The sequence below is a fragment of the Franconibacter pulveris genome, from assembly GCF_056780215.1.
The window spans coordinates 2,803,703-2,829,595 of record NZ_CM165555.1 but is presented as its reverse complement, the minus strand read 5'-3'; the positions used below and the strand labels follow the sequence as shown (position 1 = coordinate 2,829,595).

Here is a 25,893-nt window from a genome sequence, read left to right as displayed (position 1 = left end):
TCCTGATAACGAGTCCAAAAGCAAAGGCCTGGGCGACGCCAGGCCTTTTTCCCTCCGCCTTAGGTTAACGCGTTGGCGCAGGCGCGGCGTTAATGCGCACGCGCAGCAGGGCGTAAGGTTTCTGGCGCAGATCCTTGCCGGCGTGGAAGCTCGGCTGGCGGTTTAACTGGTTTACCGTGAAGTAAAGGTAGCCGTCCGGGCCGACGGAGAGGGTGTCGGGCCATAAAATCTGCGGGCCGTGGACGATGGTGCGCCATTCGCCGCCAGGCTCGCGCTTGCGAATGCTGTTTCGCTCGTAATCGCCTGCGTAAACCGCGCCGCTGGCGTCGGCTTCCAGGCCGTCTGACGCTCCTTTCTCACCCAGGTCCTGCACGGCTGAAGAGAGCTGCGCCTCGCTGACGTTCGGGTCGCGCAGCAGCGCGGTGGAAATCGCATACAGATAGCGGCTGGAGAGCGGGCTGTAGTAGAGCGTTTTGCCATCCGGCGACAGGGCGATGCCGTCCGAGGCGACGCTGAACGGCGCGGTGGAGCCGTCGGCATGGCGCTGTAACAGCGTTTCGCCTTCCACTACCGGAACGAAGCCTTTCTCCGGTGACGTGGAGCGGTCTCCGGTCAGGCGTCGGACGGCGCTGCCGGTGGCGAGATCCACCACAATAATGCCGCCGGTGCCGGAAAGCGACGAGTCGGTAATATAAGCGACGCCCGCTTCGCCGACGCGAAAGTCAAAGCGCACGTCGTTAACGTAGGTGGTAGAGCGGATAACTTCCGCCGGGAAGACAATGGTTTTTACCACCTTATTGGTTTTGAGATCGATAGCCACCAGCTTCGCGCCGCCTTTCACCGGTTCGGCGAAACCGGGGGCGGCGGTATCCAGCACCCAAAGGCGGCCCTGTCCGTCCGCCACCACGCTCTGCACGCTCAGAAAGCGCTCGCCCGGTTTGGCATCGTCCGGCTGGTTAATCTCGCGGTTGGGATACGCCGTTAGCTGATTGTCTTTCACTTCAGCGACGGTAAAAGGCACGTCGTCGCCCCAGCGCGGGAAGTTAACGAAAATGCGGCCTTCTTCCGTCACCGTCACGCCGGTAGGCATGGCGCCGTGAAAGGTAGAGACCACTTCCGGCTGGCCGATGGCGCGATCGCTTGCTAATTCGCTCAGGGTTAACGGCTGCGCCTGGGCTGCGGCGCTCAGTAAAGCGGGGCCGGCAACAGCCAGCGAAACGGCCAGCGCCAGGGCAGGCCGGGTGAAACGACGAGTACGCATGGGGTAATCCTTGTGGTGATGGCCAGGCGCGTTGCCGCGCCCGGCGACGTTATCAGAAGCCTTCCAGCACGATTTTGCCGCGCGCTTTACCGCTTTCGATAAAGGCGTGGGCGCGGCGCAGGTTTTCGGCGGTGATCTTGCCGTAGTGCTCGCCCGTGGTGGTTTTCAGCGTGCCGTCTTCAATCAGGCGGCGGACATTTTCCAGAATGTCGCTCTGGCGGCGGATGTCCGGCGTGTTAAACAGCGAACGGGTGAACATCAGCTCCCAGTGCAGCGAGACGGCTTTGCGTTTGAGCGGCACGGCGTCCAGGCTTTCCGGGTCGTCAATCAGCGCCAGACGGCCCTGCGGCGCCAGCGCGTCCACAATCTGCGGGTAGTGTTTATCAGTATGGGTCAGGCTCGCCACATAGCGTACCTGCGTAATGCCGATGTCGCGCAGACCTTCGGTGAGCGGGCGGGTGTGGTCGATAACGTGATGCGCGCCGAGGGATTTCACCCACTCCGCGGTTTCCGGGCGCGAGGCGGTGCCGATAACCGTAAGCCCGGTGAGTTTGCTGGCAAGCTGGGTGAGTATTGACCCGACGCCCCCGGCGGCGCCGATGATAAGCAGCGCGTCGCCTTCGCCGTCTTTCACTTCCAGGCGGTCGAACAGCAGTTCCCAGGCGGTGAGCGAGGTGAGCGGCAGCGCGGCGGCGTCGGCGTCGCTTAAGTTTGCGGGCTTATGCCCGGCGATGCGCTCGTCCACCAGACCGTACTCCGCATTGGAGCCGGGGCGGGTAATGGAACCTGCGTAATACACATCGTCGCCTGGCTTAAACAGGGTGACGTTTTCACCCACGGCCTCGACGGTGCCGACGGCGTCCCAGCCCAGAATGCGCGGTTTGTCGGTGGGCGAACCGGCGCGCACTTTCGTATCCACCGGATTCACCGAAACCGCGCGGATTTTCACCAGCAGGTCATGCGCGCCAGGCTGCGGCTTCGGCAGCTCCATTTCATAAAGGGATTTCGCATCGGAGATAGGTAACCCGTTCTGGCTGTATACGATGGCTTTCATGGCGTCTCTCTTCTTATTTAAGGATGAAGGCGGCCTTTGCCGCCCGGTGATACGCAGCGTACTGCCAGGACATACAGAGAAAAACCGGCGTAAACGAGCAGCACTTTCTCTTTTGCAGTGAAAATTAAAACGCGGCGCGACGCGCATGCCGCCATTGAGGGGCTTACCAGAAAGCGCCATAATCCTTTCAAATAATTACCAAAAGCGGCGGGTCATCGCGGGCAGGCTGACCCCGCTGCTGACGGCTGTAGGGCTAAAGGCTCGGGAGAAGAGATGATTCGGCTGGAAGATGTCACGCTGTTTGTCAGGTCCGCTGCGCTTGGCAGCTTTTCCAACGCCGCCCGCGAGGCGGATTTACTGCCAGGCCAGGTGAGCGCCGCGGTGCACCGGCTGGAGCGCGACCTCGACAAGCGGCTGTTTGCGCGCTCCACGCGCAGCCTGCGCCTGACCGCCGAAGGGGAAAAGTATTTGCCCTACGCCCAGGAGTTGCTGGCGGTGGTACAGGCGGGCGCGGAAAGCCTGCATAACAATGAGGACGAGCTGCAGGGGGAGCTGAAAGTGGCGGTGCCGTCCGATATTGGCCGCAACATTCTGCTGCCGCTCATCACGACGTTTTGCGAACAGCACCCGAAAATTTCGCTGCGTCTGTTTCTCTCCGACCAGCGAAGCGACGTCTTTCGCGACCCGGTGGATGTGGCTATCCGCTACGGCGCGCTGGAGAACAGCAGCTATGTGGCGCTGCCGCTGGCGGAGGATAACCGCCGGGTCATGGCCGCCTCGCCGGAGTATCTCGCGAAACATGGACGACCGGCGACGCTTGACGACGTGGCGCAGCACCACTGTTTGCTCTTTACGATGAACGGCCACGTTTATGATAAATGGAGCTTTCCGGAAAACGGCATGCGCCGCCAGCTGCATGTGAAAAGCCGCCTGCTGTGCGACGATGCGGACGTGGCCCGCCGCTGGGCGGTGGAAGGGATGGGGATCGTTTATAAATCCTGGATTGACCTCAGCGCCGACGTGCTGGCGGGCAGGCTGGAGGTGTTGTTGCCGCAGCACCCTGGCGAAGCCGCGCCGTTGAGCCTGATATGCCCGCACCGCAAGCAGTTCTCGCCAGCGATTCGCCAGCTTCACGGCGCGTTTCGCGACCATCTGAAAGCGATTACCGGCCTGCTGCGCACCCATCCCGCTTTTCGCGTTAACGCCGCACAAGCGGCTGAAAAATAAAAACCCGGCGCAAACGTTGCGCCGGGTTTCTTCGCTCAGGCTTATTTTTGCAGTTCAGCCGTCATATGCACCTGGTTGCCGTTAAACGCTTCGGTGATTTTATAGGACGCGCCTGCCTGGCGGGCCTGTTGCGCGATTTGCGCTTCTGCGTCGTCAATAGTGGCGGCGGTGGCGCTAATGCTCTGCGCGAAGCTTACGGAAGTCACCAGAGAAAGGGCGGCGATGGCGAATTTTACGGTTTTCATCTTGTTTATCCTCAATAGTAAATATCATCAGGTGATTGATTTTTCAGGCAAGGAGTTCATTCATTGCCTTGCTTGAGGGTAAGAATAGGCCGCTTGCGGCGGCGGAAAAACCGGGCCGGAGCGGTAACACTTTCACTTACCGAGTGAAAATCAATACAGCGCCCGGCGCATAGCGCGCCGGACCGCAGAAAACGTTATTTCAGGTGAGTTTTCAGCTCGGTGGAAGCCTGAAGGATAGCGGTGCGTACCGCCGGCACCGTGCTCAGGGCGTTCAGCAGGCCGTAGTCGTGAATCAGGCCGTTATAGCGGGTGACGGTGACATCGACCCCCGCCGCATCCAGCTTGCGGCCAAAGGCTTCGCCTTCGTCGCGCAGCACGTCCAGCTCCGCCGTCTGGATAAGCGTCGGCGGCAGGCCTTTCAGCTGCTCCGTCGTTGCGCGCAGCGGCGAGGCGAGAATGTTATTGCGGTCGCTCTCTTTGGTGGTGTAGGCATCCCAGAACCATTTCATCATGTTGCGCGTCAGGAAATACCCATTCTCGAACTGGTTATAAGAACCGGTAGTAAAGTTCGCGTCGGTGACCGGCCAGAACATCACTTCATAACGAATGGCGGGCGTGTGATTCTGCTTCGCCTGCAGGGCGACGGCCGCCACCATATTGCCGCCCACGCTGTTGCCCGCCAGCGCCAGACGGGAGCCGTCCACGCCAATCTCCTCGCCATGCTCGGCAACCCAGCGGGTAGCGGCGTAGGCCTGATTAATGGCGACCGGGAAATGCGCTTCCGGCGACGGGGTATAGTTCACAAAGACCGCCGCTGCGCCTGATCCCACCACCAGGTCGCGGACAAGGCGTTCATGAGTCGGGAAATCGCCCAGGATCCAGCCGCCGCCGTGGAAGAACATAAAGACCGGCAGGGTGCCTTTAGCGCCTTTCGGCTTGACGATGTTCAGGCGGATAGACTGGCCGTTAACCTGAATGGTTTTTTCACTGATGTCGGCAGGGGGAAGCGCGGCGCCTTTTTGCGCGTCAACCAGCACCTGGCGGGCCGCCTGCGGGGAGAGCTGTTCCATCGGTTTGCCGCCGCTGCTGTTCAGCGTGTCGAGAAACGCCTGAACGCGATGGTCGGCATACGGCTGGTCAGCAAAGCTGCTGGTGGAGACGGCGGCTAAGGTTGCGGCAAGGATAGTCTGTTTGATTTTCATGGTAGTGCCTCCTGAATGTTCGCTATTAAATCGTGCGCTATTTAAATGTCTTTACGACTGACGTGTTGCTGAGTTCGTGATGAGGAATATAAATAGTGCGCTATTTGATTGCAAGTTATCTTTTTAGGGAAAATGCGTTTTTCGGTTTATTACATTGATAAATAGAGGTTTATTTTTTGAAAAGGGAAGCCGTTACGCCTCCCTTGTTACGCTATGCAGCGCTTTTACGCAGTTCGTCTTCCAGCGCGCTCAGCCTGGCGTTGCCGATATAAAGCGATGAAAGCGCAGCCAGCGCGGCGGGATTTATCTTCTTTCGCGCCGCTTTGCGCACCAGCAGCGTCGCCTCGTCCTGCACGCCGAGCAGCCCTTTGGGCTCTTTCAGCGTCCGGATGGCGTAGCGGTTATGCAGAAACTGCGGGTGCCAGAGGGGAATAACCACCCATTTTTTGGCGGCGACCGCCTGCTCGTAGCGGCCAAAGCAGTCGCTCTCGGTGCCCGGCTCAAAATAATACCCGGCGCTATCCAGCCCATAGGCCTTAATCATCTGCGCCGAGAAGCGGCTGATGCCGGCGCCGGGGTTAATGCCCTGGATAAGCCTTTCCATGCGGCTCAGGGCAGGCGCTTTTAACAGATCCTCAACCCCCGAAACCGCCTCTTCAGGCACATAATCCGGCACGCCCCAGATGCAGTAAGGCTCATAAATCACCGAAAGCTTATCCACCTCATCAAGCATCGGCGCCAGATAAACGTCATGGCTTGAAGGGAGCCACGCGGAGGCAAAGATATCGCTTTCTCCCCGGCCCAGCCGCTCAAAAGCGGCCTCATGCGGGGCGGCGTTATAGATGACCTCATGACCAAACGTTTGCAGGATGCGCCCGACTTCAAGGGCGCTTGCCTGATGAAACGACAGGTCGATATAGCCAATACGAATGGGTTCAGCCATCACGATACCTTCGTAAGCGTCGTGACGCTGAGATCGGCCAGGCCGTCGATCGCTTTCATAAAGCGTAAAAACGGCTCGCCTTTGCCGTGCTCTTCCATCGCTTCGCGGGAAGCCCAGCGCTCAAGCATAACGAACTGGTTCGGCTGCTCGTTGTTACGGTACAGCGCGTACTGTTTGCAGCCCGGCTCGCCCTGAACCTCTCTTTCCACCTGCATAAGCGCCGCTTCGACAAGATGTACGGCGCTGGCGCTGGAAGTGATGGTTGCGACTACGGTGATTTCCTGTTCCATGCTCTGTTCCTCGGTTGCTGTGTATGGGGTGTTGCCAATCCTAAGGGTAGCAGGCGAGGGGAAATAGCCGCGGCGGAAGGTAAGAGTTTCACTCGCGGAGTGAAAGTGGGGGAAGGGAGTGATAAGGCATTGCCTGGTAAAGGGGCATTTTAATAAGTCGAAGCAGCTACCTTTGAACTGCTGGCCGATATGACGTATGGATAACGTAAGCACCTGAATTTTGCGCTGCATGGGGCTGGCCTTGCCGCAGAGTACGTTAATCCAGGCGATAGCCGTTTAATCGCCGTTTACGTCGAATGAAGGATTGTTACGTTCCTTGAGGGTTACTATGCTCGCTGAAAACTATTTCAACTTTGGGGAAGTACAGATGAAATATGTAATCTTTGGCATAATAGCCTTCTTAACGGGCTGCGCGGATGAAACTGACGTCGGCATTAACAACGATATTCAAGCCTATACAACCGGCATCCGTAACGCCATTATTAAGGTATTTGAAGACCTGGATAGTTACCACGGTCGCCGCTGCATGTTACGCCTGGCGTTAAATTCCGATGGCTCGCTTAATGATGTTCGCAGCGAAGGCGGCGATCCGGCGCTATGCGAAGCAGCCATCGCTGCGGTTAAAGAAGCCGACTTGCCGGAACCGCCAAATGAACGCGTCTATAATTTATTTCAGAATGTGCCATTAGATTTTAAACCATGACCCGAATCGCGTGGCGGCTTATATATGACGCGCTACGTAAAGCGCATGAAACAACGCTTCTAAAGCTTAAGAGCGCTAAGTTTTGGAAGATGGCTTATCAGGCGTTGCAATGGCGGGGAAGACTGTAATAACAGAGGGTTAGATTAATAAAAAAGATTTAATAGAAACCACAAGTTGAAGGGTTGTCCCATATCTACGTTTGATTGCGCGCTGGCGATAAAACGATCCTGCTATAGCTAACAAGGGTCGGGGAAAATGAGCAATAGTGGCTGTGAGTATAAGTTTGAGTGCTGGCTGATTATTTCGCCCCTTTTTGGGGGATTCATAAAAAACAGGAGGCTCTGTAGGTAATTCGAAAGTTTGGGAGCCTGTATAATATCGATGCTCCTGCTCCGTCGCTGAGTTTTATTGGCCCGTTACGCTTCCTGTCCGCTCATTTGTCTTAATAAACGGCCGCCTGTGCCCATCATCTTTTTATGTGTAAACCTAATATAATACGTTGTCTGACGACGAGCCGTTAAGGCGCCAGTTTTTCGTTATTTCCGAATTTTAGCTAAAAGCTGGCCGACAGGATGAAAGGGCGTCAAATAGCCGCTTAGCTAAAGTGAATATTAAGAGCGATAGTGAGAAAAGCGAGGCGATATACCCCGGCAGCACGATTAAACGTCACACTGATATTAGTTATCTTTGGGTGACGTTTTCGGGCACGCCTGACCAACAGGAATTACCCTCTTTTCACGGTGATCTGCGCGTTCATAAACGCAGATTGTGCCTTCATCCGTATTAACCTGTTCTTTCAGCGGCAAGCCTGAATCCTGCGCAAAAACCCGCCAGGACGCCACAAAAAGCAAGGCTACGGTACTTAACAGTTGGACTGCATTCATCTATCACTCCTGAAAAACGGTTAACTCATTTCCATTACCGACTGGCGAGGTGTGAGCTTACCAATGATCGGTGGTCGTTCCGTTTCGCGAAGCGGACGGCCCTCAACCAGGCTCTTAATACGCTGTACGCACTGGTTCAGCAGGGGTTCCATCGGCCAGGAAATGCAGGTTAGCTGCGGATATAACTGCGTGGCCAACGGGGAATCCTCAAGACTAAGAAGAGACACCTCCTGTGGCACGGCAATATTGAATTCGCGGAAAAGGCGCATGGCTTCTGCGGCGTAAGCATCCCGCTTCACCACGATAGCGGAGAATTTGCTCAGGCTATTGATAAGCGTTAACAGCGCGCGTTCGACGCTCTCATTGGCCGTTAACACTAACTGGCGATTAAACGGAAAAGAGTAGTTCTGCAATACGTTGCGATAGCCTTCCACCATTCGCTTGCTTGCGTCGTCCGTCTCGTTATCGATTACCAGCGCTATGCTGCGATGGCCTTTACCTATCATATAGCGGCAGGCGCTCTCCGTGGCAAAGGCGAAATCGTAGCCCTGACTTGTCGCATCGACCACTGGTCGGTCAAAAGAGATAACGTTATCGCCGCTACCCGGTACAACCGGTCCGAACACCACAACAGCGGCGCATTGCCGCTGTAAGTCATCCACCGAGGCGGCATGTTCGATGTCGTTATCGACATACTGAACGATGAGCGTTTTGTTGAGCGCTTTCATTGCGCGCGCCAATGCGGGAAGTATGCGTGCGCCACTGCTCTCATCACGTGAGGAAAGCACCACGCCGATATGGCTTGATGACTGACTCGCCAGGTTTTGCGCGGCAAAGTTCGGGCGGTAGTTAAGTTCTTCTACTGCCCTTAACACCGCTTCACGGCTCTCTTCGCGAACCCCCCGGGTGCCTGTCAGCACGCGGGAAACCGTTGCTCTGGAAACATTGGCTAATCGTGATACATCATCAATCGTAGGCATAGCGTTTTCTGCGTGGTGAGTTTTTATCATCTTAACATAACCCTCCCGAAGAATCGTCCCGTCGCCCGTCGTCAAGGTCATGTTCACCGCGCGTTCAGTCGGGGAAGCCAGGCTGCGCCTCGTACGCCGCTGGCATCGCCAAAGCGCGCCGGAACAATGCGCGTATGGCAGGTTTCGGAAAAGAGACAGGAAACAATCGCGGCAGGAAGCTCCTCATATATTCTGCTGACATTCGATAACCCACCGCCTAACACAATGACCTGTGGATCCAGAATGTTAATGACTGACGCCAGGCTGCGGGCGAAGGCATTGATAAAATGCCGCCAGTGCTCGCGGGCCTGCGGATTTCCCTGTTCTGCGGCGTTTATAATCTCCTGTGACGTCAGTCCCCCCGGGAAACGACGGGCAAAGCCGGTACCGGAAATAAAGGTTTCGATACAGTTGTACTTTCCGCAATAACAGGGCTGCGCGGGTCCGTCAAACGCTGGCGCGTAGCCCGGCAGCGGGTTGTGTCCCCATTCGCCGGCAATGGCGTTTGGGCCTTGTAATAAATGCTGGCGTACGGCGACGCCGCCGCCACAGCCTGTTCCGATTATCACACCAAACACGGTGTCTGCCTGCGCGCCTGCGCCATCTACCGCTTCCGAGAGAGTAAAGCAATCGGCGTCGTTGGCTATCCACACCGGCTGGCGGATGCGTGCGGCCAGATCGGCTTTCAGATCGTGGCCATTAAGCACCAGGCAGTTGCAGTTTTTGATAAGCCCCGTTTGCGGGTCGATTGCGCCCGGCAGCCCGATCCCCACGCTGAAAGGTTCGGGGCTAACCGCGCGAGCGTCGTTAATCAGGCCAACCAGATGCTGCATAAAAGCAGCATAACTCTCTTTCTGCGTAGGCTGGCGCTTGCGCCAGAGGTAATCCCCTTGCGGCGAAAGCAATACGGCCTCCATTTTTGTGCCGCCGATATCAAGTCCAAGATAGTGCATGCGATCCTCTGCCAAAAGAGAGGCCGCAGCCTCTCTGTTATCGTTATGCCTGGTACGGGCGTGTCCGGTAAATTTCAATAAGCTCCGTCACCAGCTCTTTGGCCAGAATGGAGGTCATCAGGTGGTCCTGGGCATGCACCATCACCAGCGTCATTTTGGTTTTCCCTTCGCCTTCATCGGCTTCAATGAGCTGCGTTTGAACCAGGTGAGCTTCGCGGGCATAGTGCGTCGCCTCTTTCATGCGCGCATCCGCGGCGTCAAAATCACCGCGCTTAGCACAGCCGAGCGCCTCATAACACAGGCTGCGCGACTGACCCGCGTTGATGATGATGCCCATAACTTGTTCTTCTAATTCCATATTTTTACCTCTGCGTTCTGCTATCAGGCGGATTGAGCCGCATCTTCTGCGTGCTCAACCGCGTTTTCATGCTCTTGTTCCAGAAGTTGCTTTTCGTAAGCTTTCAGAAACGGGAAGTACATTACGGCAGATGTCGCCATGCATATCAGGCACAGGATCACCGGGCTAAAACTCCAGTTGGCAGCCCATGAAGCGCCGATAGGGGCGGGCGTGGTCCACGGCGTCATCGATACCACACGGCTGACTAAATCGAGATCCAGAGCAAACCAGGCCAATGTGGCGTTGACCATCGGAACAAGCACGAACGGCAGGAAAAAAAGCGGGTTCATAATGATGGGGGCGCCAAACAGAATGGGTTCGTTAATATTAAATACCCCAGGCACCACGCCCATACGTCCGATAGTTCGTAAATGAATGGCTTTACTTCGCAGTAAAAGGAAGGCCAGCGGCAGTGTCGAGCCAACGCCACCGATTAGCAGGTAATGGTCCCAGAACCCCTGAACGTAGATGTGAGGGATCGCTTCGCCTGCGGCGATTGCCGCCTGGTTGACGGAGAGGTTTGCCATCCAGAAGGGGTTCATAATACCGGTGACGATCAGCGCGCCGTGGATACCGGCAAACCAGAGAACCTGACACACCAGCACAGAGAGCAGTACTGCGGGGAGCGTATCGGATGCGGCAACAAGCGGTTTCACGAGCGACATTATCGCTTCCGGGATAATCATCCCCAGTTGCGCTTCGATAAACAGATTCAGCGGGTGCAGGGTGACGACGATTGCCAGCACCGGTATGAGGATCTCAAACGAGCGCGCAACCCCGGTCGGCACTTCCGGCGGCAGACGGATGGTAATATTGTGCCGCTTAAGGAAGGCGTACAGTTCCGTGGAGTAGATAGCAACCAGAATGGCGGTGAAGATCCCCTGACCGGAGAAGTAGGCCGTTGAAATCTGCCCATCCTTCAGCGGTGCGGCGACCAGTAAAAAGGCCATTAAAGACAGCATGCCGGCGGTCAGGGAATCCAGATCGTGGTGTTTGGCCAGGCTTGCGGCAATCCCGACGGAAATAAAGATAGTCATAATTCCCATGCTGAAATTGAAGGGAAGCATAAGGGCTTCACGGTGATCCAGCGAGAATTGCAGCCATGCCCGGGCGAAACCCCAGGATGTGTCGGGCGAGAAGGGGGGGAAAATAAACACCAGCATAAAGGAACCCACAATCATGAACGGCAGTGCGGTGATAAAGCCGTCACGGATTGAGGTCACATATTTTTGCTGCCCGACGGCGCCCGCCATCGGAGTAATCTTCCGTTCAATAACCTGGATAAGTTTCGCGTACAGAGCGCTCATGGGGTTTCCCTTTTTTATTTGTTATCTATCAGGGAGAGGGCGAAATCGAGAACGGCGCCCCCTTTTTGCATGCCGTAGTCCATCATGTTGATAGGCTCGACACGGATCCCGTATTTATCGGCTTGCTTCTGAAGATCGCTTTGCATGTACTTTACCTGCGGTCCAAGCAGTACGACCTGGTAGTGACCTACCTGCTCGGCAAATTCGGCAACGCCATACGCGTTGATCTCCGCTTGCAGGCCACGCTTTTGCGCTTCATCAACCATTTTTTTCACCAGCAGGCTGGTGGACATCCCGGCGGAACAACACAACATGATTTTTTTCATAACGTCTCCTTTGAACGAATGGCTGGAATATAGTCATCGTGGAACAAAACGGAAAGCGCTTTCCATTTGCGGATAAGGTAATTGTGACCGCGATCACCTGAGTGAATCTTTCACTTTGCCCAAATGTGCGCGATCATCCCGGCTATTCACGAACTAAAAGGTCGAGTTATGAACATTCATCTAATGAATGTTGCTGTGGATTTGATTGAGCAACGCCTCACGCCTGTGGCGAATTTAATTACTAAAAATCAACATATTACAGCAATGAGAGATGGCTTCACCCTTGCCATGCCGTTTGTAATCGTGGGAAGTTTGATGGTGCCACTGCTGTTTCCACCCTTTGCTATTTCAAGCGCTTCGCCATTTGCGCACTTTTATTTGCTGCTGCGTCCGATACTGTTGCCAACCTTTGAGCTCACGCTTGGGCTGGTAGCGTTAATAGTTGCCTTTGGCGCCAGCGCCAGCCTTGCCAAGCAGTATCAACTGCCTGAACGGCTGTGCGGACTAACCGGATGCCTCTCGTTTTTGATGTTCATAGGATTTCGGGATAATGGCGCAACGAATGTTTTTCTGGGCGGTATGGGGCTCTTTACTGCGCTAATTTCAAGCGCTTATTCCATTGAAATAATAAGATTTTTTTATAAAAGAGGATGGTGCGTACGCCTGCCGGACGAAGTGCCGGTCATGACGCGAAACGGGTTCCAGTTGCTTATACCGCTGCTGGTGATCATGATTTCCATCAGCGTGATGAATACCCTGATGCTTCAGACGACCGGACAAATTTTGCCACAGCTACTTGGCGAAGCACTACGCCCCCTCATCGTGGCGTCGGATACCCTCACAGCGGTGCTTATCTCCTTGTTTATTTGTAATCTTTTATGGTTTGTCGGTATCCATGGCGCACTGATCGTTACGGGCATCATGAACCCTTTTTGGCTAACGTATCTGTTTGAAAACCAGCGGGCCCTGGCGGCCGGGCAGGCGGTGTTGCCCCATATCTACCTGCAGGGATTTTGGGATTTTTATCTGCTGATTGGCGGCATAGGCTCTACGCTGCCTTTGGTATTTATGGCGATGCGAAGCCGCTCAAGGCAACTGAAGAGTGTTGGAAAAATTGGTCTGCTGCCTTCGTTATTTAACATTAATGAGCCGATACTGTTTGGTTTCCCCATCATTATGAACCCGGTCTTTTTACTGCCGTTCGTTTTTGTTCCACTTATAAATGCTTGCATAGCATGGTATTTTACTCAACTTGGCGTGCTCGACAGAGCCGTAGCTATGCTGCCGTGGTCGATGCCTTCACCGCTGGGAGCGGCATGGTCGGCGAACGGTAGCTGGAAAAACATGTGCATGTGCCTGTTCGCCTTTCTCAATGCCTGGATGCTCTATCGTCCTTTCTTCAAGGTTCATGAACGTCAGCTGATGCAGCTGGAAAAATAATCCTCGCCTTCTTGTCTCTGCCCATTCCCGCTGGGCAGAAGATTATTTCGTGATGTTAATCACAAAAAATTCTTCCTGGATAATAAATTTGTGATTCAATCCGGCAAACATGGAAAGCGCTTTCCATTTGTGGATGTACATTTCCTTTTTTGATCCTTACATTTCCCGTGCACGTTTAACCGTGAAAATAAAAATTCAAAGGGAATCTATGCAAACGTTAATTAAATCAATACCTCTGTCCTTGATAACCCTCACTGTCATCAGCGGCTACGCCAGCGCCGATGAAAAGTATGATTTCGCGCTTCATGGCTATTTACGGTCAGGTATTCTCGCTAATACCGATGGCAACCGGGTAGATTCGGTGGGACTGATGCCGGATGGTAAATGGCGCCTGGGTAACGAAGAAGATACCAAAATCGAATTGATCCCGACGGTTACGCTGAAATCGGACTCCGGTGCGGTCGCCCGTGTTCAGGCAAACCTGACGCATCAAACCAAATGTACCGCTGACTGGAACTGTACCGACGATGACGGTAAAGAAACCCAGTTCCGGGAAGGTTTTGCGGAGTTATCAAATCTTGATTTCGCTCCGGACATGACGTTCTGGGCGGGTAAACGCTACAGCAGCTCTAACCTTTCCAGCCACCAGTTCGACTGGGAATATATTCAGTACAACGGAACCGGGGGCGGCTTTGACAATCTGGATCTAGGCTTTGCGCGCTTTGATGCCGGCGTTTATGCCTTTACAACCACTGATGAAGCCAAAGCCTATCCGGTGGCTCTGGGGGATCAGGGATACCCCGACGATTACTCGCTTAATCTGTGGTTCAAAAAAATTGGCGGGACCGGGCTGGACGTTGAGCTTATCGGCCACCACATGAACCGCAACGAAAATCATCCCACCGCTGCACAGAAAGGTTACGGCGTGACGGCGCTATATAACGTTGACAGCTTTTATGGCCTGACTGACGGCTATTCCCGCATCGTTTTCCAGTATGGCAAAGGCCTCGCCGCAGCGGACTCGCTGGGGAAAAACGGCTGGGGCTGGGCAAACCTTGAAGATACTCAGTCCTGGCGCGTGATTCTTGATGGCATGGCCAGTTTGGGCAAAGTCGAGGTGTCGACCTTCGCGTTTTATCAGAAAGACAAAAACTACCGCTGGTGGACCAGCGATGATGACGGCTGGGGACGCTCCATGTGGGTTGCGGGTATCCGTCCGTATCATCAGATAACGAAGAACTTCGCCATGCAATATGAGGTGGGTTACGAATATCTGGATGATAAAAATTACATGGGGGTGAACGGTAAAGGGAAAGGGGGCCTGACCAAGGTAACCATCGCGCCGACGCTGACGTTTGATTCTGGATTCTGGACCCGTCCGCAGCTGCGATTCTTTGCCACCTATGCCAAATGGGATAAAGGCGTCTCGGATGCGATGGACAGAAATTACGACTGGAGCACCGGTACTCTTAGCCCGGGGGCCTATTCCCGTAGCGGCGAAACTGACACGCTGAATTTTGGTGTGCAGGCTGAAGTCTGGTTCTGAGGAGAAAACAGATGGCTTTCCCGATTCGAAAACTCCTGATGGTTTCCTTACTCTCCGCGCTGGGCAGCGCGGGAGCACGTGCGGCGGAGCAATCCCATTTTGAACATTTTATTACTCGTGATGGCGCAGCGTTAAAAGATGGCGCCCGGCTCTTTCGCTTTGCCGGGATCCACGCCCCGGAGCTGCATCGCATAGAAGATGACGCGCGAGGAACCTGCAAGGCCGATCCGCGCGGGTGGGGGCAATATTTCAAATGGCCTACTGCCGAAGAGCAAGAGAACTGGATCAAAGCGCTGGTGCAAACAGGCGCTAAAGCACAGCGCGTGTATGTGCTTTCCGTTCAGCAGGAAAATGACACAGCCTGCGGACGTGAAACGCATATCCTGGCTCCGGCAACCCCGGACGGGATGCCGCGGCTGAATGAAACAGCAATGAAAGTGTATGACAACATGATTGCCGAGGCGGATAAACAGGGGTTACGCCTGATTCTGCCGTTTATCGATCACTGGTGGTGGTGGGGGGGCCGGGAACAGCTGGCCGCGTTTTATGATGAAAAGCCGGAAGATTTTTATCGGACAGACAGTAAAACCTACCGGGCCTATCAGGACGTGATCCGCCAGGTCATTACCCGTACTAACTCTATCACTGGACGCCATTACTACGATGAAAAGGCGATCATGGCGTGGGAAACGGGTAATGAGCTGGAAAACACTAACGCCGATTTTCTGCATCAGACCGCAGCCTGGATCCGTAAATGGGCACCCCATCAGCTTATCGTCGATGGTACCTACAAAAAGGTGAATGATTTCGCGCTCAACGATCCGAACGTGGACATTATCAGCAATCACTATTACACCAACGCCGGTAACAACCATCCCGAGCAGGTTCGTAAAGATCTGGAGGCGATAGGCGGCAAAAAAGTGTATCTGGTGGGCGAATTTGGTTTGCTCGATCAAAAAGATCTCAACGCTATCATGCAGTCAATTGTGCACACCGAGGTCAATGGCGCTCAGGCCGCAGGTGGCTTTATCTGGGGTTTTCGCGGTCATCGCCATGATGGTGGTTTTTACTGGCACAAAGAGTATACCGGCCACTATAGCTACCATCTGCCAGGCTTCCCGGTCGAGGGGAAAGCGAACCAGGAGATGGAGGTGGTCAATCTGGTGCGAACCGCTTCGGCGCAAATGGCAGGTCTGAGCGAGGCGCCTGCGCTGCCGGTACCGCAAGCGCCTAAGCTGCGCGAGAGCAACTCGCCATTTGCCATTAACTGGATGGGCTCTCCCGTCGGGCGTTATTACGACGTGGAAAGAGCGACGCAGGCGCAGGGGCCGTGGACCCGTGTCGGCAAGGATCTCTCCGACGGCAAAAATGAGTGGGATCCAGCGAAAATGAGTCTTTTCCGCGATGACTATCGCAGCCTGACGCCAGGTAAGACTTACTACTATCGGGTTATCGCTAAAAATGAGAGTGGTCAGTCTGTTCCTTCAAACGTGATTCGCCTGGAGCATACGCAGAAAAACCTTCCCCCGGTTATTACGCTACAGGACATGCTTTCTACCACTATTGATAAAGGGGTCCAGCTCAATGCGGCCTGGCAGGATGATAATTTGCCTGAGCCGAAGGTCAGCGTGGCGTGGAGCCATGACGGCAGGGATAACGTTCACTTTTGTGACAGCAGCAAAGCGGAAACCCGCGTCTGGTTCTCAGCACCGGGTGAGTATGCGTTGACCTTTACGGCTGACGATGGGTTGCTGAAAAGCAGCAAGACGGTGAAAGTCAGCGTGAAACCTGCGGCGGGGCCTGGACCTGCGGATTACTGCAACTTTAGCGGCGGGACCCTGGACGTTAGCCAGGGGAAACTTAACTTCACTAAACGCGATAAAGATACTCTGGTCATCGGAGAAGACGGTTTCCTTGGCCCTTTCGCTCATGACGGGGACAGCGTGAGCTGGCGGGTTAACGCTCCCTGGGACGGCAAATTTACCCTGCATGTGAAATTTAACGGCAAATGGGGTGGCAAGAAAAACTCGTTCATTGTGAACGGCGGAACGCCGATTAGCATTGAATTTCCGCCAACGGATGAGCAGGGCCAGACCATGGACGTTCCGGTCGCGCTCAGGGCAGGGGACAACACCATCAGTTTTGGTAAGTTCTCCGGCGACTGGGGCTATATGTTCATCAAATCAATTGAAGTCACTGCAGAGTAGTTGTTTGGCTGCCCTTCTCGGGCAGCCTTTTTTTATTCAGGAGCCATTATGAATCGGTATCAATTTCCGGAAGGTTTTTTTTGGGGCGCAGCGGCGTCAGGCCCGCAGACGGAAGGCATAGCGAATAAGCCGCACCGTTCTATCTGGGATAGCTGGTTCGCAGAACAACCCAACCGCTTTTTCCAGCAGATTGGTCCGCAGCAGGTATGTGAAACCTACAGTAAATATAAAGAGGACGTTGCGCTGATGAAGCAAACGGGATTCAACTCGTTTCGCACTTCTATTCAGTGGTCACGGCTTATCGATAATTTTGAAACCGGTGCACCGAACCCTGAGGCCGTTCAGTTCTACCATAACTACTTCGATGAGATGATTGCCAACGGCATTGAGCCAATGATCAATCTTTATCATTTCGACATGCCGGAGGCGTTGCAAAAGCAGTATGGTGGTTTCGAATCGACCCATGTGACGGCGCTTTTCGCCCGATTTGCCCGGACGGCATTTGAGCTATTTGGTCATAAAGTCAAATACTGGATCACCTTTAATGAGCCGATTGTGCCTGTTGAAGGCGGCTATCTTTATGATTTCCATTATCCTTGCAAAAAAGACGGCAAACTGGCGGCGCAGGTTGCGTTCAATATTATGCTGGCGCATGCGAAAGCGGTGCAGGTGTACAGAGAACTTAAACTGCCGGGTGAAATTGGCGTGGTGCTTAATCTAACCCCCTCGTATACCCGAAATAACAGCGAAGAGGATAAAAAAGCGGCGTGGTATGCCGATCTGCTGTTTAATCGCAGTTTCCTGGACCCGCTGGTTAAGCATGAATTCCCGAAGGAATTATGTGAGATTCTGGCAACCCATCATTGTCTGCCTGAAATGAAGAAAGCGGATGTCGACCTGATAACCGGGTCGCGGGTAGATTTCCTTGGGGTTAATTATTACGTGCCGCGTCGGGTTAAAGCGCGTGAATGTCCCTATGATCTCGATTACTTTACGCCCGAATATTATTTTGAAAATTACAGCGATCCTGACGGGCGCTTTAATCCCTATCGCGATAATAACGAGATTTTTCCGCAGGCGATTTATGATATAGCCTGCAACATCCGTGATAATTACGGCAATATTAAGTGGTATCTCGCTGAAATTGGTATCGCCATGGATTTACAGTCAGAAGGTCCTGTTCAGGCTGATGGGTTTATTGATGACACTTTTCGCATCGGATTAATGGAAGAACATCTCGAACAGCTCCATCACGCCATCAGCGCGGGCGCGAACTGTTTTGGCGTGCACCAGTGGACATTTATTGATAACTGGTCGTGGATAAATAGCTTTAAACGTCGATACGGTTTCTGGCGACTGGATCTGGAAACCGGAGAGCGGCAAATCAAGCGCAACGCCCTTTGGTTTGCGGAACTGGCCACCTCTAACGGATTTACTCCCGGCGCTTTTATAAAGGGCAAAAAATGATGGCCTCATTTTATCGTCTGAGAAACACCATTAAAAATTATGCCTGGGGCAGCCGAACGGCCCTGAATGCGCTGTTTGGCGTGCCTAATCCGGATGAGCAACCGCAGGCTGAAATCTGGATGGGGGCGCATCCGGCAGGGTGTTCCGAAATCGAAATCGGTGCGGTTTCTATTTCCTTACAGGACGCGATTGCGCAATCCCCTGAGACTGTTTTAGGGGAACGAACGGCGGAAAAAGTTGGCCAGCTACCGTTTTTAGTAAAGATACTGGCGGCAGAAACCGCGCTTTCGCTTCAGGTCCATCCTGATAAACGTCAGGCGGAAGAGGGCTATGCAAGGCAAGGGAATCGAGCCGGAGACGATTATAACGATGCGAATCATAAACCTGAGTTGGTTTATGCTATTACGCCTTTTATGGCGATGAATGGTTTTCGTCCTTATCCTGAAATTGTGAATCATTTTCTGCGTCTCAATTCGCCTGAACTCATGCCCGCGCTCGCGGAATTTCGCACCAACCTGAACGCCGACGGGTTTAAGCGCTTCTTTGTCTGCCTGATGCAGCTTGCGCCGCAGGCGAAAAGCAATGTCCTCCAGCAACTGAAAGAGAGCCTTGAGGCTGGCGGTTTTGTCCATTTACAGGAATTTCTTATCCGCTTGCAGCAGGACTACCCGGGGGATATCGGCATCCTGGCGCCGTTATTTTTACACTGCATAACGCTTGATCCTGGCGAAGCCATGTTTTTGCGGGCCGGGACATTGCACGCATATGTGCACGGAACCGCCGTCGAAGTGATGGCTTGCTCCGATAATGTTCTGCGCGCAGGGTTAACACCGAAAAAAATCAACGTACCTGAGTTAGTTAACTGTACGGTTTTTAGTGAAACGCATGAACACACCTTAAAGCTGGTCGCTGATACCGCTGGAACTGACCATCATTATCCTGTTCCCGTAGAGGATTTTCGTTTCTCGGTGATGGGGAACTGTCAGCAAAAACGTATTGAAGTCGATAGCGCGCAAATTTTACTTGTGCTTGAAGGCCTCACTACGTTGCGCGATACCCGCGGTGAGGAGATGAGGCTTCGCGCCGGCCAGTCGGTATTTATACCGGCTCTGACAGGGGCTTATTTTCTGACGCAAACCGGCCAATCCTGTCTGGTTCAGTGCTGAACAGTTGATGTTTGTACGCAGGCGTCTATCTCAACAAAAAGTCCGCACGGCGCAAGCCGGGCGGGCTATCAGGGAAGCGATAATCAGGCCGTCAGCGCGTAACTTTCAGCAAGCAGCTCATAAACCGCTTTCGCAGGAAGCGGGCCGGAGAGCAGCACGCTTATCCAGTGCTCTTTGTTCATATGGTAAGCGGGCAGAATGCCCTCTTTCTGACGTAGCGAACCGATGTATTCAGGGCGAGCCTTAATGACCAGCACGTCTGTTTCTTCGTCTGTCTTAAGCCCCAGTTTGCGGCCAGGCACATTCATTACAATGCCAAACCATTTATTATTCTTCTGATGCCGAAGCACGGCATAAGCCGGGAATTTACGCCAGAGATATTCTGGTTCCGCGTTAAAATGCTCGCGGGCGTACCGCAATAATGCGTCTCTTTTCATTATTACCCCACACGGCGAATGGTTAATTTATCAGCCTGTTTGTTTTATGCATAATATATGCTCATGGTAATAAGGGATGTGTCATAAGTAAAACCTTTCATAAAAAAAATTGCCGGGGCTGGCATACGGTCGCTTTACTCTAAAATTATTCATGATGGCTGTTTTAAGATGAAATATTTTCAGTCTGAAATGTAAATAAAATTCAGGATATAAAAAGAATGATGTATTAACAGGATATATTCGCTGGTTTAGGCAATATCTTAAAATACGCGCAGCCACTTTTTGTTAGTCTTTACGCCCGGCGAAAACCCATTAATCGGAGGTTGTCAGTGCTGATTAAACTTAAACGAGTTCGGTCCCATCTTGAGGACAGGAAACTGGCGCTGTGGCTGGCAACGACCGCAGGATTGCTTAACGCCATCGCGCTTGGCGCGTTTGGTTTTTTTCCTTCCCATATGACCGGCAATACCTCGCAATTATCCAGCGAAGTTTCTACGACAGACTTTAAGGATATCGCTTTTTTTGGCGCCATTATTCTCGCGTTTGTTTGTGGCGCAATCCTTGCCCGCATTATGGTTATCTGGGGGGTTGTTACTAATAACCGGCTGGTTTTTTGTCATATCCTGCTGGCTGAAGGGGTTATATTAACCACTATTTCCATTTACGAGACTTATTACCACGCCTTCACCTCAAACCGTGAAATCATCGCCGCGCTTTGCGGTTTGATGGGGCTGCACAATTCGACATCCACGCAACTTTCCAACGGCAGAGTCCGTTCCACACATATCACCGGTACGCTTACCGATGCGGGTATCTCTTTCGCTTCCGTTTTTGTCGCCATGCTGCGGCGCGATTATTCAAAAGATACGCAGGCGCAAAAAAGTCAGCTTACCACTCACCTGACCACTATCTTCTCTTTTTTAACCGGGGGGATTGCCGGGCTGTCGTTGTTTAACTATTTCGGTTTTTCATCCATGACGGGCGTTGGGATAGTGCTGGCGACGGTCGCCGCGCTTTCCATCATCACCATTAGCCGCCGCGTCGGTAAGCTGCGCAGGGCGTATTAACGCAGAGCCGCTGCTGCGGCTCTACTCCTCCTGCGCGTGCGTTGGGGCGCGGTAAAGCGCGTCCATTTCATCCAGCGCCGCCTGGTTTTCCAGCCCCCACTGGTACATCTGTTCTATTGGTTCTGCGAACGTTTTGCCAAGCGGCGTTAACCGGTAATCCACTTTCGGCGGGATAACGTCATAAACGTGACGGGCGATTAACCCGCGCTGTTCCAGCTCCTTGAGCGTCTGGAATAGCATTTTTTTGGAAATGCCCTGCAGGCTGCGCTGTAGTTCGCCGGTGCGGGCGCGCCCCTCCGGCCAGTGATAAAGCGCGTGCAGCACCATGGTGCTCCACTTGACAGAAAAAAGATCCATCAGCCTACGCGGCGGCGAATCAGCGTAAAAGAAGAGCTTGCCGTCTACCCATGCTGGCACAGTGATACCCTCGCTTATGGTCACCATTTGGTGACTACAATCTATAAAGAAGCCATTTAGTTAAAGTCTGCCGCCTTCGTTGAATTAAAGCCAGTTCATTCCAGGGCCCTATGAAAATTAACGCATTAGTCGCGCAGGACGCGACGCAACCCCTCTCCACCCATCAGATTTCGCTTCGCCCGCTGCAAAAGCAGGATGTGAAAATTGAAATCCTCTACTGCGGCGTCTGCCATTCCGACCTGCACATGGCGCGCAACGAGTGGGGCGTGAGCCGCTATCCGCTGGTGCCGGGGCATGAAATCGTCGGCCGCGTCGTGGAAACCGGCGCGCAGGCAAGCCGCTTTACAGTGGGCGATATCGTCGGCGTGGGCGTGATGGTCGATTCCTGCCGTGACTGCCATTTCTGCCAACAGCAGGAAGAGCAGTATTGCGAAGCAGGTTTTACGGCAACCTATAACGGCATCGATAAGTACACCGGCGAAAGCACCTGGGGCGGTTACGCGCAGAATGTGATTGTTGATGAGGATTTTGTGGTTTCCGTGCCGCAGCACCTGCCGCTGGCAGGCGTGGCGCCGATGCTTTGCGCCGGTGTCACCGTCTGGTCGCCGCTTCGTCATTACAACGTGAAGGCGGGCGACCGCGTCGGCGTGGTCGGCCTTGGCGGGTTAGGGCATATGGCTGTGAAGCTCGCAAGCGCGCTGGGCGCGGAGGTGACGCTCTTTACCACGTCGCCGGAAAAGGGCGCGGACGCGCGACGCCTCGGCGCAACGCAGGTTGTGGTTTCGCGCGACGACGCGCAAATGGCGGCCTGCCGGGCTTCGCTTGATCTGATTATCGACTGCGTGGCGGCGCCGCATGACCTTGACCCCTACCTGGCCGCGCTAAAGACCAACGGGCGCCTGGTGCTGGTGGGAATCCCGGACAGCCCGCATCTGTCGCCAGACATTACGCCGATGGTGTTCCGCCGCTTAAGCATCAGCGGTTCGTCAATCGGCAGCATTAAAGAAACGCAGGAGATGCTCGACTTCTGCGGCGAGAAAAATATCACCGCGGATATTGAGCTTATTGGCGGCGAAGCGATAGAAACGGCGTACGCGCGCATGCTGAAGGGCGATGTGCGCTACCGGTTTGTTATCGATATGCAGGCCACCCGCTGGTAGCGGCGTTCAGGCTACGCGCCGATAAAAAAGCGCCTGTAAAACAGGCGCTTTCTCAATAATAAACTCCGTGTCGATCAGCCGATTTTACTGCTCATCTTTCGGTTTTCAGAGTGCATGACTAAATCACCTTCCGTCACCATTTCCAGCAGCGTTTTAAAGTTACGTTGCGTGCTGTCTATGACGCCGAAAGCGTAATTGATGTTGAAAGGCTTTTCGGAGTGCAGGTTGTAGTCATCCAGCCGCGCCTGAAAATCACATAAAAACTTATCCGCGTCGGCTTTGTTTTTATGCTCAAGCAATACCGCAAACTGGTTGCCGTCGAGCCTTGCGACGGTATTGCCGGGTTCGAGACTTTTCTTCAGGCTGGCGGCAAACCGTTTAATGGCCTGGTCGCCCTCGGCATGGCCCCAGAATTCATTAATCGAAGCCAGGTTATTCATCGTTATATAAAGCAATGAAAACGCTTTACCTTGCTCTTTTAACGCGGCGAACTGTTTTTCACCGGTCTGGTAAAAGCCGCGCCGGTTCGGCAAACCGGTCAGGCTGTCCGACATCGCCATGCTGATAATGTAAAGCTCATCTTCAACGACGGCGGCGAGATCAAGCAGCGTATTCACGTTTGTCGGGGTAAAATCCCGCGGCAGAGTGTCGATGATGCAGATAGTGCCGGCAATCGTGCCGCCGGGTAAACGCACCGGGCAACCGGCATAAAAGCGAATTTTCGGCTCGCCAGTGACCAACGGGTTATCAAAAAAACGGGGATCGGCAGTGGCGTCAGTCACCACGAATACGCCCTGCTGAAGAATGGCGTGGGCGCAAAACGAGACATCGCGCCGGGTTTCCCGTAACGGAAAGCCGTTGGTGGAGATCATCCACTGTCTGTCTCTGTCGAGGAGGGTGATAAGGGCGGTGGGCACGCCGAAAACCGTACTGGCGAGGCGCGTCAGGCGGTCAAGCCGTTCCATGTCTTTTTTGTCGAGCAGGTCGGTCAAATAAAGCGCCTGCAAGCGCTCTTTTTCATTCGCGGGTTTTTGTGGAAAAAGCATATAACCCCCTTATCATGAAAATAAATCTAAAATATATTTTTGCGGTGCGCTGTTAATCACGTTTTTACTTCTGAATAGTTTAGCAATTCTTATAGATAACGCGCTTATCAACGTTTAAGCAAGGGATTTATTGACGAGACCTTCATTTTTACTATAGCTGCAAAAAATAAATCCAGGCGGGATAGCGAACGACTAATCTGAAAATTATCGGGGCGAAGGTAAATCCCCCGGGAGAGATAATTTCCCGCCTGGCGTTCTGAAACGGTTCATCCCGGCTTATCTGAAAAGGGTTATTTGGTCATCGGGATACGCCTGCTTTGTTGTGCCTCAATAATCTCTCCCTGCGCGTTGCGCACCTGCATTTTCTCCACAGGCGCGCCGGTTTCGTTGTCGACCAGTACGGAGTAAGTCTCGCCGGGAGCGAATAAGTTCGCTTCGCCCCACTGACGTAAGCAGACGATGAGCGGGAATAAAGCGCGTCCTTTTTCGGAAAGAATATATTCCTGGTAAGCACTGCCGTCAGAAGCGGGCCTGGTCATAAAAATCCCGTCCTCGACGAGCTTTTTCAGGCGGGTGGTCAGAATATTCTTTGCCGCAAGCGTGCTTTTTTGAAAATCGGAAAAGCGGGTAACGCCATCGAAGGCGTCCCGCACCAGCATCAACGCCCATTTATCTCCCAGCACGGCGCAGGCGCGTGCGACAGGACATGGCGTTTTTACAAATGTCTCTTCGTAATTCATCTCTCTCCTCCGGCAACGCTCAGGGGTAAAGGCGCGTGAACGAAGCGCAGTGCCTCTTTATCGCCAGGCGTGTACCCGCATCATAATAAACCTTGTTGCATTTTGAAACCGCGTGAGCTAAAACAAGCTTGTTTCAATTTGAAACCAAAAGGACGCCTTCTATGCCGGAAATCTCCTTCAGCGGGCAACGTGTCCGCTCGCCGCAAGCGTATGCGCCAGGCTGGCTTATTCTGTTGTTCTCGGTCGCCAGCGGGCTGGCTGTCGCGAACGTCTATTTTGCGCAACCTCTGCTGGCTTCTATGGCCGCAGAACTGCACGTGACGACCGAAGCGATTGGCTCGGTCGTGAGCGCGACGCAAGCAGGATATGGCGCCGGGCTACTGTTGCTGGTGCCGCTTGGCGACCTTATTGAGCGTCGGCTGCTCATTACTGGAATGCTGCTGATTTCCTCTGTGGCTTTAACGGCTGTCGGCTTTGCGGCGGAGTATTACACCTTGCTGAGCGCCATGACGGCTGTGGGGCTGATGGCTGTAGTGGTGCAGGTTTTTGTCGCCAGCGCATCAACGCTTTCAACGCCAGGGGCGAGAGGAAAGGCGGTAGGAACCGTCACCGGCGGCATAGTCTTAGGGATCCTGTTGGCGCGTCTCGCTGCAGGCATACTGGCCGACCTGGCAGGCTGGCGGGCCATTTATCTTCTTTCCGCAGCGCTGGTTGTTATGATGGCTATCCTCCTATGGCGGGTTTTTCCCTCACAACGGGCTGAACGCGCAGAGACAACCTACCGACAGATACTGCTCTCTGTTGCGCTGTTATTTTTCACCGAAAAGCTGCTCAGGATCAGGGCTATCCTGGCGCTGCTTATCTTTATGAGTTTCAGCATCTTATGGACGAGCCTGGTATTGCCGCTTAGCGCCGCGCCATATTTTTTCAGCCATACGCAAACGGGGTTATTCGGCCTTGCGGGGGTCGCCGGCGCGCTGGCTGCGTCCAGAGCAGGGCGGTGGGCGGATCGGGGCCATGGGCAGCGGACGTCGGGGCTGGCGCTGTGCATGCTGGTCGCCTCATGGCTGCCGTTAAGCATGGCGCAATCTTCTATTTTGCTGCTTATTCTCGGCATCGTTATGCTGGATTTCGCCGTTCAGGCTGTTCATGTCACCAACCAGAGCCTGATATTCGCCGCAAGGCCAGAGGCTGCCAGCCGCCTTGTGAGCGCTTACATGTTTTTTTATTCTGTGGGCAGCGGCGTGGGCGCGTTGCTTGCCACCCTGACTTACAGCGCCTGGGGCTGGATGGGCGTTTGCCTGACGGGCGCGCTGGTGAGCGTTACGGCGCTGATATTCTGGCGCTTTACTCGTCATCGCGGTTAATAATGCGCAGAATCCAATACAGCAGGAAGCA

At 53.9% G+C, this 25,893-nt stretch carries 26 protein-coding genes; 10 read left to right on the top strand and 16 right to left on the bottom strand.

The features are described 5' to 3' along the window. Positions 1–64 precede the first annotated feature (64 nt). Together ACU4F7_RS13330 and ACU4F7_RS13325 are read right to left on the bottom strand one after the other, a co-directional pair. A complete protein-coding gene (locus tag ACU4F7_RS13330; RefSeq protein WP_481637117.1) occupies positions 65–1,261 on the bottom strand; it encodes an L-dopachrome tautomerase-related protein in 1,197 nt (398 codons plus the stop codon). A 52-nt stretch (positions 1,262–1,313) separates the two neighbouring features. Continuing rightward, complete coding sequence (locus ACU4F7_RS13325; RefSeq protein ID WP_029591791.1) at positions 1,314–2,315, bottom strand: zinc-binding alcohol dehydrogenase family protein; 1,002 nt, start codon at positions 2,313–2,315, stop codon at positions 1,314–1,316. Positions 2,316–2,588: 273 nt separating this feature from the next. Between ACU4F7_RS13325 and ACU4F7_RS13320 the strand changes: the two genes are divergently transcribed. Further along, positions 2,589–3,542 (top strand): LysR family transcriptional regulator, encoded by a 954-nt coding sequence (locus ACU4F7_RS13320; RefSeq protein ID WP_029591790.1) that lies wholly within the window; start codon positions 2,589–2,591, stop codon positions 3,540–3,542. A gap of 41 nt (positions 3,543–3,583) precedes the next feature. Here the strand turns inward: ACU4F7_RS13320 and ACU4F7_RS13315 are convergent, their stop codons facing one another. The 4 genes from ACU4F7_RS13315 to ACU4F7_RS13300 all read right to left on the bottom strand — a co-directional run bounded on the left by ACU4F7_RS13315 (position 3,584) and on the right by ACU4F7_RS13300 (position 6,222). Beyond that, the gene (locus ACU4F7_RS13315; RefSeq protein ID WP_024557946.1) at positions 3,584–3,787 is read right to left on the bottom strand and encodes a YdgH/BhsA/McbA-like domain containing protein; all 204 of its coding nucleotides are present in this window, start codon (positions 3,785–3,787) and stop codon (positions 3,584–3,586) included. Positions 3,788–3,981: 194 nt separating this feature from the next. Beyond that, entirely contained in the window at positions 3,982–4,989 is a 1,008-nt protein-coding gene (locus ACU4F7_RS13310) for an alpha/beta hydrolase (RefSeq protein WP_481637116.1), read from the bottom strand. 211 nt (positions 4,990–5,200) lie between these two features. Continuing rightward, positions 5,201–5,932 carry a glycine betaine ABC transporter substrate-binding protein gene (locus ACU4F7_RS13305; protein ID WP_035888101.1) on the bottom strand — a complete coding sequence of 244 codons (732 nt, stop codon included), beginning with the start codon at positions 5,930–5,932 and terminating at the stop codon, positions 5,201–5,203. Next, positions 5,932–6,222 carry a putative quinol monooxygenase gene (locus tag ACU4F7_RS13300; RefSeq protein ID WP_029591788.1) on the bottom strand — a complete coding sequence of 97 codons (291 nt, stop codon included), beginning with the start codon at positions 6,220–6,222 and terminating at the stop codon, positions 5,932–5,934. Before ACU4F7_RS13300 ends, ACU4F7_RS13305 begins: the two co-directional genes overlap by 1 nt. Positions 6,223–6,550: 328 nt before the next feature. Between ACU4F7_RS13300 and tolA the strand changes: the two genes are divergently transcribed. Further along, on the top strand, positions 6,551–6,925 hold the full coding sequence (gene tolA / locus ACU4F7_RS13295; protein ID WP_481637115.1) for a cell envelope integrity protein TolA: 375 nt from the start codon (positions 6,551–6,553) through the stop codon (positions 6,923–6,925). A gap of 677 nt (positions 6,926–7,602) precedes the next feature. Here the strand turns inward: tolA and ACU4F7_RS13290 are convergent. From ACU4F7_RS13290 to ACU4F7_RS13265, 6 genes are all read right to left on the bottom strand, one after another. Next, a complete protein-coding gene (locus tag ACU4F7_RS13290; protein WP_024560906.1) occupies positions 7,603–7,809 on the bottom strand; it encodes a hypothetical protein in 207 nt (68 codons plus the stop codon). A 20-nt stretch (positions 7,810–7,829) separates the two neighbouring features. Then, the gene (locus ACU4F7_RS13285; protein ID WP_481637114.1) at positions 7,830–8,789 is read right to left on the bottom strand and encodes a LacI family DNA-binding transcriptional regulator; all 960 of its coding nucleotides are present in this window, start codon (positions 8,787–8,789) and stop codon (positions 7,830–7,832) included. Positions 8,790–8,872: 83 nt separating this feature from the next. Further along, entirely contained in the window at positions 8,873–9,772 is a 900-nt protein-coding gene (locus ACU4F7_RS13280; protein ID WP_481637113.1) for an ROK family protein, read from the bottom strand. Between the two features lie 43 nt (positions 9,773–9,815). Beyond that, a complete protein-coding gene (locus ACU4F7_RS13275) occupies positions 9,816–10,130 on the bottom strand; it encodes a PTS lactose/cellobiose transporter subunit IIA (RefSeq protein ID WP_029591785.1) in 315 nt (104 codons plus the stop codon). Between the two features lie 23 nt (positions 10,131–10,153). Next, complete coding sequence (locus ACU4F7_RS13270; protein WP_247365432.1) at positions 10,154–11,476, bottom strand: PTS sugar transporter subunit IIC; 1,323 nt, start codon at positions 11,474–11,476, stop codon at positions 10,154–10,156. Positions 11,477–11,490: 14 nt separating this feature from the next. Next, positions 11,491–11,802 (bottom strand): PTS sugar transporter subunit IIB, encoded by a 312-nt coding sequence (locus ACU4F7_RS13265; protein WP_024560911.1) that lies wholly within the window; start codon positions 11,800–11,802, stop codon positions 11,491–11,493. A 168-nt stretch (positions 11,803–11,970) separates the two neighbouring features. Between ACU4F7_RS13265 and ACU4F7_RS13260 the strand changes: the two genes are divergently transcribed. The 5 genes from ACU4F7_RS13260 (at position 11,971) to manA (ending at position 19,628) form a co-directional block, all read left to right on the top strand. Next, the gene (locus ACU4F7_RS13260; protein ID WP_481637112.1) at positions 11,971–13,242 is read left to right on the top strand and encodes a PTS sugar transporter subunit IIC; all 1,272 of its coding nucleotides are present in this window, start codon (positions 11,971–11,973) and stop codon (positions 13,240–13,242) included. Between the two features lie 208 nt (positions 13,243–13,450). Further along, positions 13,451–14,788: a carbohydrate porin gene (locus tag ACU4F7_RS13255; RefSeq protein ID WP_481638734.1), complete on the top strand. Its 1,338-nt coding sequence runs from the start codon at positions 13,451–13,453 to the stop codon at positions 14,786–14,788. Between the two features lie 11 nt (positions 14,789–14,799). Then, positions 14,800–16,995, top strand: coding sequence for a CBM35 domain-containing protein (locus ACU4F7_RS13250; RefSeq protein ID WP_481637111.1), 2,196 nt, complete (start codon positions 14,800–14,802; stop codon positions 16,993–16,995). Between the two features lie 48 nt (positions 16,996–17,043). Then, on the top strand, positions 17,044–18,462 hold the full coding sequence (locus tag ACU4F7_RS13245) for a glycoside hydrolase family 1 protein (RefSeq protein ID WP_481637110.1): 1,419 nt from the start codon (positions 17,044–17,046) through the stop codon (positions 18,460–18,462). After that, a complete protein-coding gene (manA, locus tag ACU4F7_RS13240) occupies positions 18,459–19,628 on the top strand; it encodes a mannose-6-phosphate isomerase, class I (RefSeq protein WP_481637109.1) in 1,170 nt (389 codons plus the stop codon). Before ACU4F7_RS13245 ends, manA begins: the two co-directional genes overlap by 4 nt. 83 nt (positions 19,629–19,711) lie before the next feature. On the opposite strand, the gene ACU4F7_RS13235 is transcribed toward manA, so the two are convergent. Beyond that, entirely contained in the window at positions 19,712–20,065 is a 354-nt protein-coding gene (locus ACU4F7_RS13235) for an MmcQ/YjbR family DNA-binding protein (RefSeq protein WP_029591778.1), read from the bottom strand. A gap of 329 nt (positions 20,066–20,394) precedes the next feature. Between ACU4F7_RS13235 and ACU4F7_RS13230 the strand changes: the two genes are divergently transcribed. Continuing rightward, positions 20,395–21,132, top strand: a complete 738-nt coding sequence (locus ACU4F7_RS13230) for a YoaK family protein (RefSeq protein ID WP_481637108.1) — start codon at positions 20,395–20,397, stop codon at positions 21,130–21,132. 21 nt (positions 21,133–21,153) lie between these two features. Here ACU4F7_RS13230 and ACU4F7_RS13225 read toward each other — a convergent pair whose 3' ends face one another. Continuing rightward, the gene (locus ACU4F7_RS13225; RefSeq protein WP_029591776.1) at positions 21,154–21,549 is read right to left on the bottom strand and encodes a winged helix-turn-helix transcriptional regulator; all 396 of its coding nucleotides are present in this window, start codon (positions 21,547–21,549) and stop codon (positions 21,154–21,156) included. 110 nt (positions 21,550–21,659) lie between these two features. Here ACU4F7_RS13225 and ACU4F7_RS13220 point away from each other — a divergent pair, with 110 nt between their 5' ends. Beyond that, positions 21,660–22,709 carry an NAD(P)-dependent alcohol dehydrogenase gene (locus ACU4F7_RS13220; RefSeq protein ID WP_481637107.1) on the top strand — a complete coding sequence of 350 codons (1,050 nt, stop codon included), beginning with the start codon at positions 21,660–21,662 and terminating at the stop codon, positions 22,707–22,709. A 74-nt stretch (positions 22,710–22,783) separates the two neighbouring features. Here ACU4F7_RS13220 and ACU4F7_RS13215 read toward each other — a convergent pair whose 3' ends face one another. Further along, positions 22,784–23,755: a GGDEF domain-containing protein gene (locus ACU4F7_RS13215; protein WP_481637106.1), complete on the bottom strand. Its 972-nt coding sequence runs from the start codon at positions 23,753–23,755 to the stop codon at positions 22,784–22,786. 290 nt (positions 23,756–24,045) lie between these two features. Next, positions 24,046–24,495 (bottom strand): winged helix-turn-helix transcriptional regulator, encoded by a 450-nt coding sequence (locus ACU4F7_RS13210; protein ID WP_481637105.1) that lies wholly within the window; start codon positions 24,493–24,495, stop codon positions 24,046–24,048. Between the two features lie 161 nt (positions 24,496–24,656). Between ACU4F7_RS13210 and ACU4F7_RS13205 the strand changes: the two genes are divergently transcribed. Then, positions 24,657–25,862: an MFS transporter gene (locus ACU4F7_RS13205; RefSeq protein WP_481637104.1), complete on the top strand. Its 1,206-nt coding sequence runs from the start codon at positions 24,657–24,659 to the stop codon at positions 25,860–25,862. The last annotated feature ends 31 nt before the right edge of the window (positions 25,863–25,893 follow it).

Excerpts from the sequence above, each read along its gene's own strand:
- ACU4F7_RS13330 (WP_481637117.1), bottom strand. The coding sequence starts at position 1,261 with ATGCGTACTCGTCGTTTCACCCGGCCTGCCCTGGCGCTGGCCGTTTCG.
- ACU4F7_RS13325 (WP_029591791.1), bottom strand. The coding sequence starts at position 2,315 with ATGAAAGCCATCGTATACAGCCAGAACGGGTTACCTATCTCCGATGCG.
- ACU4F7_RS13320 (WP_029591790.1), top strand. The coding sequence starts at position 2,589 with ATGATTCGGCTGGAAGATGTCACGCTGTTTGTCAGGTCCGCTGCGCTT.
- ACU4F7_RS13315 (WP_024557946.1), bottom strand. The coding sequence starts at position 3,787 with ATGAAAACCGTAAAATTCGCCATCGCCGCCCTTTCTCTGGTGACTTCC.
- ACU4F7_RS13310 (WP_481637116.1), bottom strand. The coding sequence starts at position 4,989 with ATGAAAATCAAACAGACTATCCTTGCCGCAACCTTAGCCGCCGTCTCC.
- ACU4F7_RS13305 (WP_035888101.1), bottom strand. The coding sequence starts at position 5,932 with ATGGCTGAACCCATTCGTATTGGCTATATCGACCTGTCGTTTCATCAG.
- ACU4F7_RS13300 (WP_029591788.1), bottom strand. The coding sequence starts at position 6,222 with ATGGAACAGGAAATCACCGTAGTCGCAACCATCACTTCCAGCGCCAGC.
- tolA (WP_481637115.1), top strand. The coding sequence starts at position 6,551 with ATGCTCGCTGAAAACTATTTCAACTTTGGGGAAGTACAGATGAAATAT.
- ACU4F7_RS13290 (WP_024560906.1), bottom strand. The coding sequence starts at position 7,809 with ATGAATGCAGTCCAACTGTTAAGTACCGTAGCCTTGCTTTTTGTGGCG.
- ACU4F7_RS13285 (WP_481637114.1), bottom strand. The coding sequence starts at position 8,789 with ATGCCTACGATTGATGATGTATCACGATTAGCCAATGTTTCCAGAGCA.
- ACU4F7_RS13280 (WP_481637113.1), bottom strand. The coding sequence starts at position 9,772 with ATGCACTATCTTGGACTTGATATCGGCGGCACAAAAATGGAGGCCGTA.
- ACU4F7_RS13275 (WP_029591785.1), bottom strand. The coding sequence starts at position 10,130 with ATGGAATTAGAAGAACAAGTTATGGGCATCATCATCAACGCGGGTCAG.
- ACU4F7_RS13270 (WP_247365432.1), bottom strand. The coding sequence starts at position 11,476 with ATGAGCGCTCTGTACGCGAAACTTATCCAGGTTATTGAACGGAAGATT.
- ACU4F7_RS13265 (WP_024560911.1), bottom strand. The coding sequence starts at position 11,802 with ATGAAAAAAATCATGTTGTGTTGTTCCGCCGGGATGTCCACCAGCCTG.
- ACU4F7_RS13260 (WP_481637112.1), top strand. The coding sequence starts at position 11,971 with ATGAACATTCATCTAATGAATGTTGCTGTGGATTTGATTGAGCAACGC.
- ACU4F7_RS13255 (WP_481638734.1), top strand. The coding sequence starts at position 13,451 with ATGCAAACGTTAATTAAATCAATACCTCTGTCCTTGATAACCCTCACT.
- ACU4F7_RS13250 (WP_481637111.1), top strand. The coding sequence starts at position 14,800 with ATGGCTTTCCCGATTCGAAAACTCCTGATGGTTTCCTTACTCTCCGCG.
- ACU4F7_RS13245 (WP_481637110.1), top strand. The coding sequence starts at position 17,044 with ATGAATCGGTATCAATTTCCGGAAGGTTTTTTTTGGGGCGCAGCGGCG.
- manA (WP_481637109.1), top strand. The coding sequence starts at position 18,459 with ATGATGGCCTCATTTTATCGTCTGAGAAACACCATTAAAAATTATGCC.
- ACU4F7_RS13235 (WP_029591778.1), bottom strand. The coding sequence starts at position 20,065 with ATGAAAAGAGACGCATTATTGCGGTACGCCCGCGAGCATTTTAACGCG.
- ACU4F7_RS13220 (WP_481637107.1), top strand. The coding sequence starts at position 21,660 with ATGAAAATTAACGCATTAGTCGCGCAGGACGCGACGCAACCCCTCTCC.
- ACU4F7_RS13215 (WP_481637106.1), bottom strand. The coding sequence starts at position 23,755 with ATGCTTTTTCCACAAAAACCCGCGAATGAAAAAGAGCGCTTGCAGGCG.
- ACU4F7_RS13210 (WP_481637105.1), bottom strand. The coding sequence starts at position 24,495 with ATGAATTACGAAGAGACATTTGTAAAAACGCCATGTCCTGTCGCACGC.
- ACU4F7_RS13205 (WP_481637104.1), top strand. The coding sequence starts at position 24,657 with ATGCCGGAAATCTCCTTCAGCGGGCAACGTGTCCGCTCGCCGCAAGCG.